Genomic DNA, 13,781 nt, shown 5'->3' with positions numbered 1-13,781 from the left:
GAGGCCCGTGGCGGTGTCGCCACGGGCCTCCCGTCCGTCAGGTGGTCCGGATCAGGCGGAGGCGGGCTCCGAGATCGCGTCGCGGAGCGCGGACGCGGCGGCGGCCACGTCGTCGGCGCTGTAGATCGCGCTGCCGGCGACCGCGATGCGGGCGCCCGAGGCCTGCACGGCCTCGATCGTGTCGGTGGTGATGCCGCCGGCGACCGAGAACGGGACGCCCGAGGCCTCGCCGTCGCGCAGCAGCGTCTCGAAGGTGAAGCCCTCCTCGGCCTGCTCGTCGAGGCCGGCGTGCATCTCGACGAACTCGGCACCGAGCGCGACGACCTCCTTCGCGCGGGCGGCCTTGTCGGGCACGCCGATCAGGTCGACGACGATGCCCTTGCCGTGCGCCTTCGCGGCCTTCACGGCACCGGCGATGGTGGAGTCACCCGCGACGCCGAGCACGGTGACGAGGTCGGCACCGGCCGTGAAGGCGATGTCGGCCTCGAGCTCACCGGCGTCCATCGTCTTGAGGTCGGCGAAGACGACCTTGTCCGGGTGCGCCTCCTTGATCGCGGTGATCGCGGAGAGGCCGGCGCTCTTGATCAGCGGCGTGCCGAGCTCGATGACGTCGACGTACGGCGCAGCCTTGCCGGCGAGGTCGAGGGCGGCCTCGGTGGTCAGGGTGTCCATGGCGAACTGGAGCTGCATGGTGGTGTCCTTCCGGTGGTGGTTCGTGGGGGTCTCGGTGGCGCGCTCGGGTGGCACCGGCGGCGTCACGGTCGGTTCACTCGAGGTTGGCGTGCCGCGGCCACAGGTCGTCGGCGGAGTGCCCGCTGCGCTGCCAGAGCGCGTGGAACAGGGCGTCCCCGAGGAGCGCGACGCCCTGCTCGAACAGGCCGCCCGCGTACTGCGCCGAGGCCGTGCCGGAGCGGTCCGTCTTCGTGGCGGCGGGCAGGACGAGCGTGGTGTCGGCGACCTCGGACAGCGGGGAGTCGTCCGTCGTGCTGACGGCGAGCACCTGCGCCCCGACCTCGGTCGCGGTCCGGGCTGCCTGCACGATGCCGCCGGTGGTGCCCGAGCCGCTCGCGACGAGCAGCAGGTCGCCCCGCCGGATCGCGGGCGTCGTGACCTCGCCGACGACGTGCACGTCGAGCCCGAGGTGCATGAGGCGCATGGCGGTCATCCGGAGCGCGAGTCCGGATCGTCCGGCGCCGTGCACGAAGACACGCTCGGCGTCGGCGAGCAGGTCGAGGGCACGCGCGAACGGTGCCTGGTCGGCGCGGCGGACGGTCGCGATCAGCTCCTGGAGCTCGTCGCCGATCACTCCGAGGGCGTCGGCGGTCGTCGTGGTGGCCATGACTCCGATGCTCCTCGCGCGGGGTCGATCGCGCCGCTGCCCGGGCAGGCGGTCCACCCACCCGATCGGGTGGGACCGTCCGTCCGGGTGGGACGAGTACGTTCGGTCCTCGTGGAGACGGAACCGGACGCACCAGCCAGCCGGATCGCGGCGTCGGAGCACGCCCGGACGGTGGCGGAGCAGGCCGACCGTCACGCGTTGACCCTCGAGTCGGTGCTCGCCGCCCTGCGCGCGAACCGCCTGTCCGACGCCGCCGCCCGTGCCGAGGCCGTCGAGATCGCCTCGGCCGCACTCGTCGAGCTCCGGACCGTGACCGACCGGCAGCGGAGCACCCTGCTCGAACCCGTCACCGGGGCGTTCTCACGGCTGCGGGCCGACCTCCGCCCGCTGGTCCGGTTCGGTGACCTCGACGTGCAGTTCGTCGAGCCGCCGACGACCGGCAGGGCCCTGCCCGGGGACGTCGCGCACAGCGCACGAGCGATCGTCCGCACGGCCGTGCTCGCCCTGGTCGACGGCGGGGTCGCCCGACGCGTCCGGATCCAGTGGGACTGCGACGGGCGCAACCTGCTCATGCAGCTCCGGGACGACGGAGCCGGCACACTCGACACCCACGACGATGCCGTGCGCCCGATCGCCGAGCGGGTCGTCGCCCTCGACGGCACGATGCACGTCGACTCCACGCCGGGCTGGGGCTCGACCCTGGACATCTCGCTCCCCCTCGACCCGGCGCCGGGCGCGGCCGACCTGCCGGAGGACACCGACCTGACCGAACGGGAGCGCGACGTGCTGCGGCTCGTGGTGACCGGCGTCGGGAACCGGGAGATCGCCGAGGGGCTCGGGATCAGTCCGAACACGGTCAAGTACCACGTGGCGAACCTGCTCCGGAAGCACGGTGCCCGCACCCGTGCGGAGCTCGCCGCGCTCGGCGCCCGCCCCTGAGCGGCGGGCGCGGGGCGCCTCCGTGTCGAACCACGTTCCCGACGTCGAACCAGCCACCCGGGATGGTTCGACGTCGGGATCGTGGTTCGACGTCGGGATCGTGGTTCGACGTCGGGATCGTGGTTCGACGGCGGGATCGTGGTTCGACGGCGGGATCGTGGTTTGACGGCGGGATCGTGGTTCGACGGCGGGATCGTGGTTCGACGTGCGCGCGCACAACCGGGAGCACGTCGCGCCCCGACCGATCGGGAGCGAACCCCGGCATCCCCCTCGGACTCGTCGGACTCGTCGTCGGCCACGTGGTGGGGTTCCTCCTGCTGCTGATGGCCGCGCACCTCGCTCGCCACGGCGGGGCGTCGGCGGCGCGGTTCGCGGTCCTCGGGCTCGTGGTCGGCTCCGGGGTCGGGCTCGCTCGCTCTCACCGGCGGTGCGCTCGTCGTGCCGTGGCCGGACGCCCCGTACACCCCCTGACGACCGCGCACTGGCTCGACATCGGGGTCGTGGTTCGACACGCCCGCGCACAACGGGGAGCACGTCGCGCCACGTCGTTCCACGGCGCGAGGTGCTCCGCGTTGTGCAGCGGGCAGCGGGCAGCGGGCAGCGGGCGCCGCGCAGCGGGAAGCGGGCGCCGCACGCGTACTGCTCGGACGTCCGTGCGTCAGGCGTCCGGCGCGAGCACCTGGAACATGACGTGGTCGCGCCACTCGCCGGCGATCCGGATGTACTTCGGCGCGAACCCGTACCGCTCGAAGCCGTTCCGCTCGAGCGCCCGCTGCGAGCCGGTGTTCTCCGGGAGGGTCTCTGCCTGGACCCGGTGCAGCCCGAGCTCCCGGAACGCGTGGTCCAGCGCGAGCCCGACCGCACGGGTCGCGTGCCCCTGCCGCGTCCGGTCGGCACGGACCCAGTACCCGAGCGCACACGACTGCAGGGCGCCCCGGGTCACACCGCTCAGGGTGATCCGTCCGAGCAACTCGTCGTCATCTCCCATGATCACGAAGGGAACCGAGCCGTTCTGCGCGGCGGCGAGCAGGACACCGATGGTCGCGCGCTGCCCGGCCTCGGTGAAGTAGCTGTCCGGCCGCGTCGGCTCGAACGGCCGCAGGTGATCGGCGCTCGCGCGGACGATCGCGGCGAGCTCGGCTGCATCGGACAGCTCGATCAGTCGGAGGCGGGTCCCGGTGCTCATGTGCGGAGGGTGTGGGATTCGAACCCACGAGACATTGCTGCCCACCTGTTTTCAAGACAGGCTCCATCGGCCGCTCGGACAACCCTCCGTGACGCGACCACGTGGCGAGACGTGATCGCGTCCCGGGCAGTCTAGCGAACCTGCCGTCCGTCAGCGCGGCAGCGCGTCGAGTGCCGCGGCGAGCCCGTCGTCGGTGACCCCGCCGGTCAGCTCGTTGCCCGCGTCGACGACGTCGTCCGGGGCCTGCCCCATGACGACTCCGCGGCCCGAGGTCGACGCCCAGCGCAGCATGTCGATGTCGTTCCGCCCGTCGCCCGCCGCCATGACGCGGGAGCGTGGGATGTCGAGCCACTCGCGGACGCGCTCCATCGCGGTGGCCTTCGTCACGCCCTCGGGAGCGATGTCGAGCCAGGACGTCCAGCCGACCGAGTACGACACCTTCTGCAGCCCCATGCGCTCGACGACCTGCAGGAAGTCCTCGGTGTCGTGTCCCGGCGAGATGACGACGACGCGGGTGGCCTCGGTCCCGAGCAGCTGCTCGAACGGCACGTGCTCGCCGGCGACGGTCATCGTGTCGTCGGGGAAGTTGCCGGAGAGCAGGAAGTGGCCGGTCTCGTCCTCGACGCCGAACGCCGCGTTCGCGAGGGCACCGTGGATGACCTGCAGGACCTCGGTCGGGTCGAAGCGCTCGACGTGGACCCGGCGGTAGGACCCGTCGTCCTGGCGGGCGAGGGTCAGCGCGCCGTTGGCGCACACGACGTACTTCGAGCGCAGGCCCAGGCGTTCGAGCAGCGGGATCGTCATGCCCTCGCTGCGTCCGGTGGAGAGCATGACCTCGTGCCCGGCGGCCTCGGCGTCGCGGACGGCGTCGATCACCGTGTCCGTGATGACACCGTCCTCGCGCATCGTCGTGCCGTCCACGTCGAGCGCGACGAGCCAGCGCTTCGTCCGCGGAGACGCGGCAGCACCGCCGGCAGCACCAGCGACAGCGCCGCCGGCAGCGACCGAGCCCGAGCCGGACGCACCGGCGCCGGAGCCGCCGCCCTGCGCCGACCCGTCGACGAACCGCTCGTGCGCGCTCATCGGGGCTCGATGACCTCGACGCCGCCCAGGTACGGCCGCAGCACCTCGGGCACGACCACCGACCCGTCGGCCTGCTGGTGGGTCTCGAGGATCGCGACGATCCAGCGGGTGGTCGCGAGCGTGCCGTTCAGCGTGGCGACCGGCGCCGTCTTCCCGGTCGACGTGCGGTAGCGGGTGTCGAGGCGACGGGCCTGGAACGTCGTGCAGTTCGAGGTCGACGTGAGCTCGCGGAAGGTGCCCTGCGTCGGGACCCACGCCTCGATGTCGTACTTGCGTGCGGCGCTCGTGCCGAGGTCACCGCCGGCGACGTCGATCACGCGGTAGTGCAGGCCGAGGTCCTGCATCATCGACTCCTGCATCGCGACCAGGCGCTGGTGCTCCGCCTCGGCCTGCTCCGGGAGCACGTACGCGAACATCTCGAGCTTGTTGAACTGGTGCACGCGGAGGATGCCGCGGTTGTCCTTGCCCGCCGAACCGGCCTCGCGCCGGTAGCAGGTCGACCAGCCGGCGTAGCGGATGCCCTCGCCCTCGGGGAAGGCGAGGATCTCGTCGGCGTGGAACCCGGCGAGGGCGACCTCGCTCGTGCCGGTCAGGTACAGGTCGTCGGCCTCGAGCCGGTAGACCTCGGCCGCGTGCTCGCCGAGGAAGCCGGTGCCGGCCATCGTCTCCGGACGCACGAGCGTCGGGGTGATGAGCGGCTCGAAGCCGTGCTCGATCGCACGGTCGAGGCCGAGGTTCATGAGCGCGATCTCGAGCCGCGCGCCGAGACCGCGCAGGAAGTAGAAGCGCGACCCGGAGACCTTCACGCCGCGCGGGATGTCGATGATGCCGAGGTGCTCGCCGAGGTCGGCGTGGTCCTTCGGCTCGAAGGCGAACTCGGGCTTCGTGCCGACGGTGCGGAGCGTGACGAAGTCGTCCTCGCCGCCCTTCGGCACGTCGGGCAGCACCACGTTCGGGATCGAGCGGACGACACGGTCGAACGCCTCCTCCGCCGAGGTGACCTCGGCCTGGGCGTCCTTCACCTTCGCGGCGAGGGCCTGCGCCTGCTGCACGAGGGCGGCCTTCTCGTCCTTCGGGGCCTTCGCGACGGTCTTGCCGAAGGCGTTCTGCTCCGCACGGAGGGCCTCGAACGCGGTGATCGCGCTGCGCCGGGCGGTGTCCGCGGCGACCGCGTCGTCGACGACGGACACGGAGGCGCCGCGCGCCTCCTGCGAGGCCTTGATGACGTCCGGGTGGTCGCGCAGGAGCTGGAGATCGATCACCGGATCATCCTAGAGGGACCGTGTGACCACCGGACGGGAGGCCCGTGGCGGCCCAGTCACGGGCCTCCCGTCCGTCAGTCGGTCACGGCACCCGACGTGTCGTCACGCAGGGCGGCGACCATTCCGCGCAGCAGGCGGAAGGCCGCTGCGCGGCCCGCGTCGTCGAGGTCCCGGGTCATCCGGAGCTCGACCTGCCGGACCGCCGCGCTGGCCGCCTCGCGTTGGCGTCGTCCGGCCGCGGTGAGCGTGGTGGGGAGCACCTTGCCCGTGGTCGGGGTGGCCGGCCGGGTGACGATGCCGTCGCGCTCGAGCTGCTGCAGGAGCGTGTTCATCGACTGCCGGGTGACGAAGGTGCCGCGCGCGAGGTCCGAGTTCGACATGCCGGGGCGCTGGGTGAGCAGTTCGAGGCACGAGTAGTGCGTGACCGTCATGCCGAGGGGACGGAGGGCGTCCTCCATGGCGGCGCGCAGGGCACTGGCGGCCTCCTTCAGGACGTAGCCGACCGAGCTGTCGAGGTCGATCCGCGCTTGACGCATGTCAGGATTCTGACACATACTGCTCGTGTCAGGCATCTGACACAGACGAAGGAGCACACCATGCCCGCCACCGGGATCGACTTCACCTCGCTGCAGGTCCGCGACCTCGACGCCTCGCAGGCGTTCTACGAGCGGTACCTCGGACTCGTCCGCTCCCCCGCCGGCCCGCCGCACGCCGTGGTCTTCCAGACCGAGCCGATCGCGTTCGCGCTCCGCGACCTCGTGCCCGGGACGGACCTGTCCGCCGGGCAGCCCGCGCTCGGCGTCGCACTGTGGTTCCACGCGACCGACGTCCAGGCGATCCACGACGCGCTCGTCGCCGACGGGCACACGATCGTGACCCCGCCGTTCGACGGCCCGTTCGGCCGGACGTTCACCTTCGCGGACCCGGACGGCTACCCGGTCACACTGCACGACCGGCGCTGAGCCGGACGGGCGGGTCGCCGACGCGGCTGGCCGCGCCGACCCGGACGGGCCGCTCGCCGAGGCGCGCGGTCGAGCGCCGGTACGGCCGGTCGGGCCGCCGACGCGGGCGGTGCGCGCCGACCCAGCCGGTCGCTCGCAGGCGTCCGTCGGTAACGTCGGCAGCATGTCGACACCATCGGAGACCGCGCCCGCGGGCCAGGACGCCCTCCCCACCGAGCAGAAGACGGCCGCGGTCGTCTACAACCCGGTGAAGGTGGACCTCGAGACCCTGAAGCGCACCGTCGCGGAGCACGAGCAGGAAGCCGGCTGGGCCGAGACCCTCTGGTTCGAGACCTCGGAGGAGGACCCGGGCGGCGGCATGGCGAAGGCCGCGCTCGACGCCGGAGCCGACGTCGTCGCAGCGGCCGGCGGTGACGGCACCGTCCGTGCCGTGGCCGAGGTCGTGCACGGGTCCGACGCCGTTCTCGCCCTGCTGCCGAGCGGCACCGGCAACCTGCTCGCCCGGAACATCCCGGCGCCGATCGACGACCTCGGTGCGAGCGTCCGGACGATCTTCCGCGGCGAGGACCGCCCGATCGACTTCGGTGAGCTCGAGGTCGAGCGCGAGGGCGGTGAGCGCGAGCAGTTCGGCTTCGTCGTCATGGCCGGGCTCGGGCTCGACGCCCGGATGCTCGCCAACACGAACGACGACCTGAAGAAGAAGGTCGGCTGGCTCGCCTACGTCGACTCGCTCTTCCGGTCGCTCCGCGACGCGGACGCCTTCGAGTTCCGGTACCGGCTCGACGGCGAGGGCAACCAGTCCGTGCGCGCGCACTCGCTCATCGTCGGGAACTGCGGGATGCTGCAGGCCGGCGCGACGCTCCTGCCGGACGCCGAGATCGACGACGGCGTGTTCGACATCGTCGTGATGCGGCCCCGCGGGTTCTTCGGGTGGGTCCGGATCGGCGCCCGGGTGTTCTGGGAGAACGCGATCCTGCGCTCGTTCCGCCGCTCGAAGATCGGGCAGACCCAGGTCGGCAAGCGCATCGCCACCGCCGCGCGCGAGGAACGACCGCTGCGCTACATCCGCGGTCAGGACTTCGTGGCGCGGCTCGAGCGTCCGGACGAGTTCGAGATCGACGGCGACCCGGTCGGCGAGGTCGTGGCGTTCAAGGCGCGCATCGACACCGGTGGGCTGCGGGTGCGCGTCGCCGGACCGCAGGACCAGACCCGCAACACGCGCCGGGTCGAGAACGCCCACAGCTGACGCGGGCCCCCGTCCGGCGGGCGTGCGCCTGCTGGGACGGAGAGCGGCCGGCACAACCGGAGGGACGTCGAACCACCGAAGAGCGTGGTGCGACGTGCCTCCGGTTGTTCGGCGGCACGTCGCGCCACTGCCGGACCGGCCGCTCCGCCGGGCTCGGGCTCGGGCTCGGGCTCGGCCAGGCTCGGGCTCGGGCTCGGGCTCGGGCTCGGGCTCGGGCTCGGCCAGGCTCGGGCTCAGGCTCAGGCTCAGCCAGGCTCGGTCAGGGCTCAGCCGGCCTCGGGCTCGGGCTCGCCGGAGACGATCGCGCGGAGCCAGTCCCGTGCCTCGACGAACGCCTCGTCCGAGTAGCGCGCGGAGACCTCCGGGCGGAAGCCGTCGGCGCGCGGGTACGACCCGAGGAACGTCACGCGGGGGCTGAACCGGCGCAGGCCGAGCAGGGCGTCGGCGACCCGCTCGTCGTGCACGTGTCCGTCGAGGTCGATGACGAACCGGTAGCGCCCGAGCTCGTCGCCGATCGGCCGCGAGGACAGCAGCCCCATGTTGATGCCCCGCGTCGCGAACTGCTCGAGCATGTCGACCAGGGCGCCGGGGTGCTCGCTCGGCAGCTCGACGATGACGCTCGTCTTGTCCGCTCCCGTGCGCTCCGGGATCGCGAGCGTGCGTGACACGAGCACGAAGCGGGTGACCGCCGAGGCGTTGTCGCCGATGGACGACGCGAGCACCGCCAGGTCGTGGTGGTCGGTGATCCCCGGCGGGGCCACGGCGGCGTCGGCGACGGGGTGCTCGTCGAGCAGCGCGGTCGCGGCGGCGACGTTCGACGACGCCGGCATGTGGCCGTGGCCGCGCAGGTTGGTCTCGAGCCAGCGGTGCGTCTGCGCGTACGCGACCGGGTGCGCGTTCACGGTCCGCACGTCCGACAGGGCGGTGCCGTGCCGGGCCACGAGCACGAAGTCGACGGGCACGAGGTACTCGCCCACGATCCGCACGCCGGGGATCCGCGCCAGGGCGTCCTGCGTGGCGCTGACGCCGCCGTCGACGCTGTTCTCGATCGCGATCACCGCTCCGACCGACCGTCCCGTCACGACGTCGTCGAGCGCCTCGCCGACGTTGTTCACGCTGCGCCACGGCTTGCCGGCGGCGGCCTCGACGAGCTTGAGTGCCGCCTCGGTGAACGTGCCGGCGGGTCCGAGGTAGGAGTACGTGTCGGACGGCGTGGCACGGTCGGTCATGCGCCAGATCCTACTGGTGTACCAGTCACCCGCGACGCGAGCAGACCGAGCAGACCGACCAGACCGACCAGACCGACCAGACCGACCAGGGCGACGGCCCGGACGTCAGGACCGGACGAGCATCGTGTCCGAGTCGCCGTTCCGCCCGACCGTCCGGAACCCGGCCCGCTCGTACGTGATCCGCGCCCCGGTGTTGCCGTCCTCGACGCTCAGGCTGACACCCGGCCAGCCCGCGGCCCGGCCGGCGTCGAGCAACCGCGCGAGCAGCGCCGTGCCGATCCCCCGACCCCGCCCGCGTGCCTCGACGGCCATCGTGAGCTCCGGGACGTCCTCGGCCACGAACCCGTACCCGGGGTCGTCCGCCGGCAGGAACCGCGCCCAGGCCACCCCGACCGGTCCCTCGCCGTCCACCGCCACGACGCCGTGGTCGCGGGCGGGGTCGAAACCGACGAAGTAGTGCGCGAACTCGGGGCGGTCGAGGTCGGCGTCCGCGAAGGACGGGGCCTTCCAGTTCATCGCCGCGAGCGTCGCGTGCCGGAGCAGCCCGGTGTCGTCCGCAGTCGCGTCCCGGAAGAGCACGTCCGCCGGTGCAGAAGGCGATGCACCCGTCAGACGCTCCTCGCACAGCACCTCGCCGTCGGACCGCGGGTAGGTCAGCGCTGCGAACCGCCCCTCGGGGTCGAGCCGCCCGAGCAGCGCCCGCGTGATGCCGTCGAGCTGCCGGACCTGCTCGTCGCTCAGCGCGTCGATGACGAAGCGTCGGGCGGTCCGGACGTGGTCGGGCGCCGCCGCGACGATGGTCGCGAACCCGTCGTCGGTCAGTCGGACGTCGGTGGCCCGGCGGTCGTCGACCGAGGGGCACCGGGTGACGAGCCCGCGCTTCTCGAGCCGCGACACCACGTGCGACAGGCGCGGCAGGGACGCGTTCGTCGCCGCGGCGAGCGCCGACATCCGGAGCGTGCGCGACTCGGTCTCCGACAGCATCGCGACCACCATGTAGTCGAAGTGCGTCAGGTCGGCGTCCCGCTGGAGCTGCTGGTCGAGTGCGGCCGGCAGGAGCTCCATGACGGCGACGAGCTTCATCCACGCGCGGAGCTGGTCGCGCGTGAGCCAGGGCGTCTCGTCCGTCATGCACTCATGCTAGCCATTGGTTGTCGATGCAACCAGTGGTCGCGGGGATCGTCGTGCACGGACGACGCCGACCACGAGTGCGACCACCACGACCGCGAGCAGCAGCCCCTCGACGACGAGCAACCGCGCGGTGTAGTCGAACGGCAGCACGGTCGGGTTCTTCTGTCCGTGCTGCTTCGCGGCGATCTCCGGGAGCACCACCAGGGCGAGCACGCTCCCGAGCACCACCGCGGTCTGCACGACGACGAGCACCCCGGCGCCGAGCGTCCTGCCGGTCCGACGGAGCAGGAGTCCCGCTCCGACCACGAACGGCGACAGCACGACGTCGTGCAGCACGACCGCGCCGAGCAGCCACGTCGCCAGGCCCCAGATGCGGTTCGGTCGGACGGTCGTGACGAGCACGTACGCACCGAACGCCATCACGAGCACGCCCACGACGACGAGCACGATCCTCGCGGCCCTCATCGGATCACCTCGATCTTCCCGATCCACTTCGTCTGCAGCACGCCGGGTCGTCCCGGCGCGATGACCCGGGCGGGGAACCCGTGGTCCAGGTCGAGCGTCTTCCCGTTCACCTCGAGCGCGAGGAGCGTCGTCGGGTCGGACGCGTACTCCGGGCCCATCTCGGTCACCCGGTACCCACCGCTCTTCTCGAGGCTCGTGATCCGCAGCGGCGACGCCGGGTCGGCCTGCACCGACGCGAGCAGGTCCCGCATCCGGACGCCCCGCCAGGACGCCACCTGGCTCCACCCCTCGACGCACGAGATCGGCAGGTCCGCGGTGGCGGTGCCGAGCGCGACGAGCTCGGCGCGCGAGAACGTCCGCGTGACGTCCGGACCGACCACGGTCAGCGTCCAGTTCGCCGCGGTCGCGGTCGCCAGGACCCCGGCGGCGCGAGCGGTGCGGTTGACGGGGAGGTCGTCCGGGCCGATGTGCCGCTGACGGGCACCGAACACGTTGAGCGGTTCGAGCAGCCGGTTCGACTGCCCCGCGGTGAGTGCGACGACGCCGACGGTCGCCGCCGTCACACCCGCCACGAACCCGCGGCGGGCGATCCGCTGACGGGGTCCGGGGAGCGCGTCGTCGTGCTCCGGCCGGGAGGCGCGACCCGCCTCCGCCCCGCCCGCGCCGTCCCCGAGACTCGGCTCCGCGGACGTGTTCGCGGTCCCGAGACCGCGAACCTGTCCGCCAGGGCGAGTCTCGGCAGCGCCCGCCGGCGCAGCCGGCGCAGCCGCGCCGTCCACCCACCGCAGCAGGCGGCCGGTCAGGCCACGGGGGTACGCGCCGCCGGCCGTCTGCTCGGCCGCAGGGCGGCCACCCACGGCGGGGCGGGCCTCCCGGCCGTCCGGCAGCAGCTCGCTGCCCACCGTCGGATCGGCGACGAACCGGCCTTCGGCGTCGTGGGCGTCCCGCGCCCGCCAGTAGCGCGCGATCACGGGCAGCTTCGACGCGATGTGCACGACGAGCGAACCGATGATCAGGTACGACATGGCGTAGTGGACCTGGCGGAACGGGAACGGCCACGGGTACCACTGGTACGTGTTCAGCAGGCCGGTGCCGACCTGCACGATCGACGCCGACACGAGCACCGCGATCGACAGCCGCTCGAGCAGGTGCAGGACCCCGCGCACCGGCGGGACCTGGGCCAGCGCGGGCATGACGACGTTCAGCTTGGCGAGCAGCAGCGGGATGATCGCGATGCCCGCGGTGATGTGCAGGCCCTGCGTGAACTGGTAGAGCTGCGTCGGCCGGGTGGGGAAGCGCATCCACGGCAGGGGGTCCTGCAGCAGGTGGCTGTAGACGCCGGTCCCGAAGCAGACGACGAACGCGATGCCGAGCAGGCGACCCCAGACGACGGCCGAGCGGGCGTTGCGGTTCGGGGACGCCATGACCGCGCGTGCGTCCAGCAGGACCCGGCGCACGATCGGTAGCCTCGGGGAACCATGAGCAGACGACCGCGCGCCGCCTCCGTCCCGACGACCGCGGTCGTGTCGACCGTCCTGTCCGTCGTCGGCGTGCTGGCGCTGGCGGGTGTCATCGCCTTCGGCATCACGCATCTGGGGTTCCTCCGTGCCGGTCATCGTGCACCATTCGTTGCCTGGACGCTCATCGCTTGGGCGGTCTTCGCGGGAGCAGTGGTCGCCGTGCGGTTCGTGCCCCGCGAGTGGACGACCCGGATCGTCCTCGGTGGGGCGGTCGTGGTCGGCATCGCGGCGCTCGTCGGCCCGCCGAACACCAGTACCGACTCTGCCCGGTACGCCTGGGACGGCATCGTGCAACACGCCGGCATTTCACCGTACGCCCACACGCCGCAGTCGAACGCGCTGGCCGACCTGCGCCCGGACTGGCTGTTCCCGGACAAGATCGACGGCACCTGCAAGCCGCTCGAGCCGCGGATGCGGGGGCTCGGCGACGGGGCCGACGGGCACTGCGTCGCCATCAACCGGCCGGACGTGACCACGATCTACCCACCGATGGCGCAGCTGTGGTTCGCCGGTGTGCGCGCGTTCGTGCCCGCGACCGCGCAGTACATGCCGTTCCAGGTCGCGGGACTCCTCGTCTCCCTCGGCGTCACGATCGGTCTGGTCGCGGTGCTCCGTCGCGTCGGCCGCCCGACCTGGTGGGCCGCACTGTGGGCCTGGTCGCCGCTCGTCGCGTCCGAGGCGGTCACGAACTCGCACGTCGACGTCGTCGGTGCCGCCCTCGCCACGGCGGGCGTCGTGCTCGTCGCCTTCGGTCGGCCGATCTGGGGCGGGATCGCCCTCGGTGCGGCGACGGCCACCAAGCTCATCCCGGCGATCGTCTACCCGCCCCTGCTCGGCCGGTGGCGGTACTGGTGGGCGGTCCCCGTCGGCATCGCCACGTTCGCGCTGCTCTACGTGCCCTACGTGCTCACGACCGGCGTGAAGGTCCTCGGGTACCTGCCCGGCTACCTGTCCGAGGAGGGCTACGAGGACGGCTCCCGGTTCGCCCTGGTCTCGTCCGTGATCAAGGGCGATGCGGCGACGATCGTCGTCGGGCTCGTGGTGCTCCTGGCCGCCGTGGTGTCCTGGCGCCTCGCGGACCCCGCACGGCCGTGGTCCGCCGAGGTGTTCATGATCGGTGTGACCTTCCTCGCCGTGACCCCGCGGTACCCCTGGTACGCGCTGCTCCTCATCCCCTTCGTGGTCCTCTCAGGTCGGTGGGAGTGGATGGCCCTGAACCTCGCCATCGCCCTGCGCGGGGTCTGGCCCTCGGCGCCCGCGTTCCGGTGGTGGCTCCTCGCCGCGGTGCTCGTGATCGTGGTCGTCACGCTCGTCCGCACCCGGCGCGAGGACTGGGTGCGCTGGGGACGACGACTCGACCCCCGTGGGTGGCGGTCCGTGGACCCCCGCACCCGCGACCGCATCGACGCGGGGTAGCAT

14 protein-coding genes and 1 tRNA gene are annotated in these 13,781 nt (G+C 72.6%); 4 read left to right on the top strand and 11 right to left on the bottom strand.

Features of this window, described 5'->3' with window-relative positions; genetic code table 11:
* Positions 1-51 precede the first annotated feature (51 nt).
* Both hxlA and hxlB read right to left on the bottom strand, forming a co-directional pair.
* A complete protein-coding gene (gene hxlA, locus ACIQFY_RS05345) occupies positions 52-690 on the bottom strand; it encodes a 3-hexulose-6-phosphate synthase (RefSeq protein WP_066658574.1) in 639 nt (212 codons plus the stop codon).
* 76 nt (positions 691-766) lie between these two features.
* On the bottom strand, positions 767-1,339 hold the full coding sequence (gene hxlB / locus ACIQFY_RS05340) for a 6-phospho-3-hexuloisomerase (RefSeq protein WP_066655854.1): 573 nt from the start codon (positions 1,337-1,339) through the stop codon (positions 767-769).
* Positions 1,340-1,450: 111 nt separating this feature from the next.
* Between hxlB and ACIQFY_RS05335 the strand changes: the two genes are divergently transcribed.
* Positions 1,451-2,278 carry a LuxR C-terminal-related transcriptional regulator gene (locus tag ACIQFY_RS05335; protein ID WP_066655856.1) on the top strand — a complete coding sequence of 276 codons (828 nt, stop codon included), beginning with the start codon at positions 1,451-1,453 and terminating at the stop codon, positions 2,276-2,278.
* Between the two features lie 658 nt (positions 2,279-2,936).
* Here the strand turns inward: ACIQFY_RS05335 and ACIQFY_RS05330 are convergent.
* From ACIQFY_RS05330 to ACIQFY_RS05310, 5 genes are all read right to left on the bottom strand, one after another.
* On the bottom strand, positions 2,937-3,464 hold the full coding sequence (locus ACIQFY_RS05330) for a GNAT family protein (RefSeq protein ID WP_326496931.1): 528 nt from the start codon (positions 3,462-3,464) through the stop codon (positions 2,937-2,939).
* 3 nt (positions 3,465-3,467) lie between these two features.
* A tRNA-Ser gene (locus ACIQFY_RS05325) sits at positions 3,468-3,552 on the bottom strand.
* Between the two features lie 62 nt (positions 3,553-3,614).
* On the bottom strand, positions 3,615-4,547 hold the full coding sequence (locus ACIQFY_RS05320) for an HAD-IIB family hydrolase (protein ID WP_326496930.1): 933 nt from the start codon (positions 4,545-4,547) through the stop codon (positions 3,615-3,617).
* Positions 4,544-5,809: a serine--tRNA ligase gene (serS, locus tag ACIQFY_RS05315; RefSeq protein ID WP_326496929.1), complete on the bottom strand. Its 1,266-nt coding sequence runs from the start codon at positions 5,807-5,809 to the stop codon at positions 4,544-4,546. The genes ACIQFY_RS05320 and serS overlap by 4 nt, the downstream gene beginning before the upstream one ends.
* Positions 5,810-5,883: 74 nt before the next feature.
* Complete coding sequence (locus tag ACIQFY_RS05310) at positions 5,884-6,345, bottom strand: MarR family winged helix-turn-helix transcriptional regulator (protein WP_400338616.1); 462 nt, start codon at positions 6,343-6,345, stop codon at positions 5,884-5,886.
* A 60-nt stretch (positions 6,346-6,405) separates the two neighbouring features.
* Here ACIQFY_RS05310 and ACIQFY_RS05305 point away from each other — a divergent pair, with 60 nt between their 5' ends.
* Both ACIQFY_RS05305 and ACIQFY_RS05300 read left to right on the top strand, forming a co-directional pair.
* Complete coding sequence (locus tag ACIQFY_RS05305; protein ID WP_066655875.1) at positions 6,406-6,771, top strand: VOC family protein; 366 nt, start codon at positions 6,406-6,408, stop codon at positions 6,769-6,771.
* 163 nt (positions 6,772-6,934) lie between these two features.
* The gene (locus ACIQFY_RS05300) at positions 6,935-8,017 is read left to right on the top strand and encodes a diacylglycerol kinase family protein (RefSeq protein ID WP_326496926.1); all 1,083 of its coding nucleotides are present in this window, start codon (positions 6,935-6,937) and stop codon (positions 8,015-8,017) included.
* A gap of 266 nt (positions 8,018-8,283) precedes the next feature.
* Here the strand turns inward: ACIQFY_RS05300 and pheA are convergent, their stop codons facing one another.
* The 4 genes from pheA to ACIQFY_RS05280 all read right to left on the bottom strand — a co-directional run bounded on the left by pheA (position 8,284) and on the right by ACIQFY_RS05280 (position 12,299).
* Positions 8,284-9,246, bottom strand: coding sequence for a prephenate dehydratase (gene pheA, locus ACIQFY_RS05295; RefSeq protein WP_400338614.1), 963 nt, complete (start codon positions 9,244-9,246; stop codon positions 8,284-8,286).
* A 105-nt stretch (positions 9,247-9,351) separates the two neighbouring features.
* Complete coding sequence (locus ACIQFY_RS05290; RefSeq protein ID WP_400338612.1) at positions 9,352-10,377, bottom strand: GNAT family N-acetyltransferase; 1,026 nt, start codon at positions 10,375-10,377, stop codon at positions 9,352-9,354.
* Positions 10,378-10,386: 9 nt separating this feature from the next.
* Positions 10,387-10,842, bottom strand: coding sequence for a hypothetical protein (locus tag ACIQFY_RS05285; protein ID WP_251154483.1), 456 nt, complete (start codon positions 10,840-10,842; stop codon positions 10,387-10,389).
* Entirely contained in the window at positions 10,839-12,299 is a 1,461-nt protein-coding gene (locus tag ACIQFY_RS05280; protein ID WP_400338610.1) for a molybdopterin-dependent oxidoreductase, read from the bottom strand. Before ACIQFY_RS05280 ends, ACIQFY_RS05285 begins: the two co-directional genes overlap by 4 nt.
* Before the next feature lie 21 nt (positions 12,300-12,320).
* Here ACIQFY_RS05280 and ACIQFY_RS05275 point away from each other — a divergent pair, with 21 nt between their 5' ends.
* Entirely contained in the window at positions 12,321-13,778 is a 1,458-nt protein-coding gene (locus tag ACIQFY_RS05275; RefSeq protein ID WP_271826677.1) for a glycosyltransferase family 87 protein, read from the top strand.
* Positions 13,779-13,781 lie beyond the last annotated feature (3 nt).

Source organism: Curtobacterium sp. NPDC092190 (assembly GCF_044755625.1).
Taxonomy (GTDB): Bacteria; Actinomycetota; Actinomycetes; order Actinomycetales; family Microbacteriaceae; genus Curtobacterium.
Note: the sequence above shows the minus strand (reverse complement) of the source record. Positions and strands in the feature narration are given on the sequence as shown.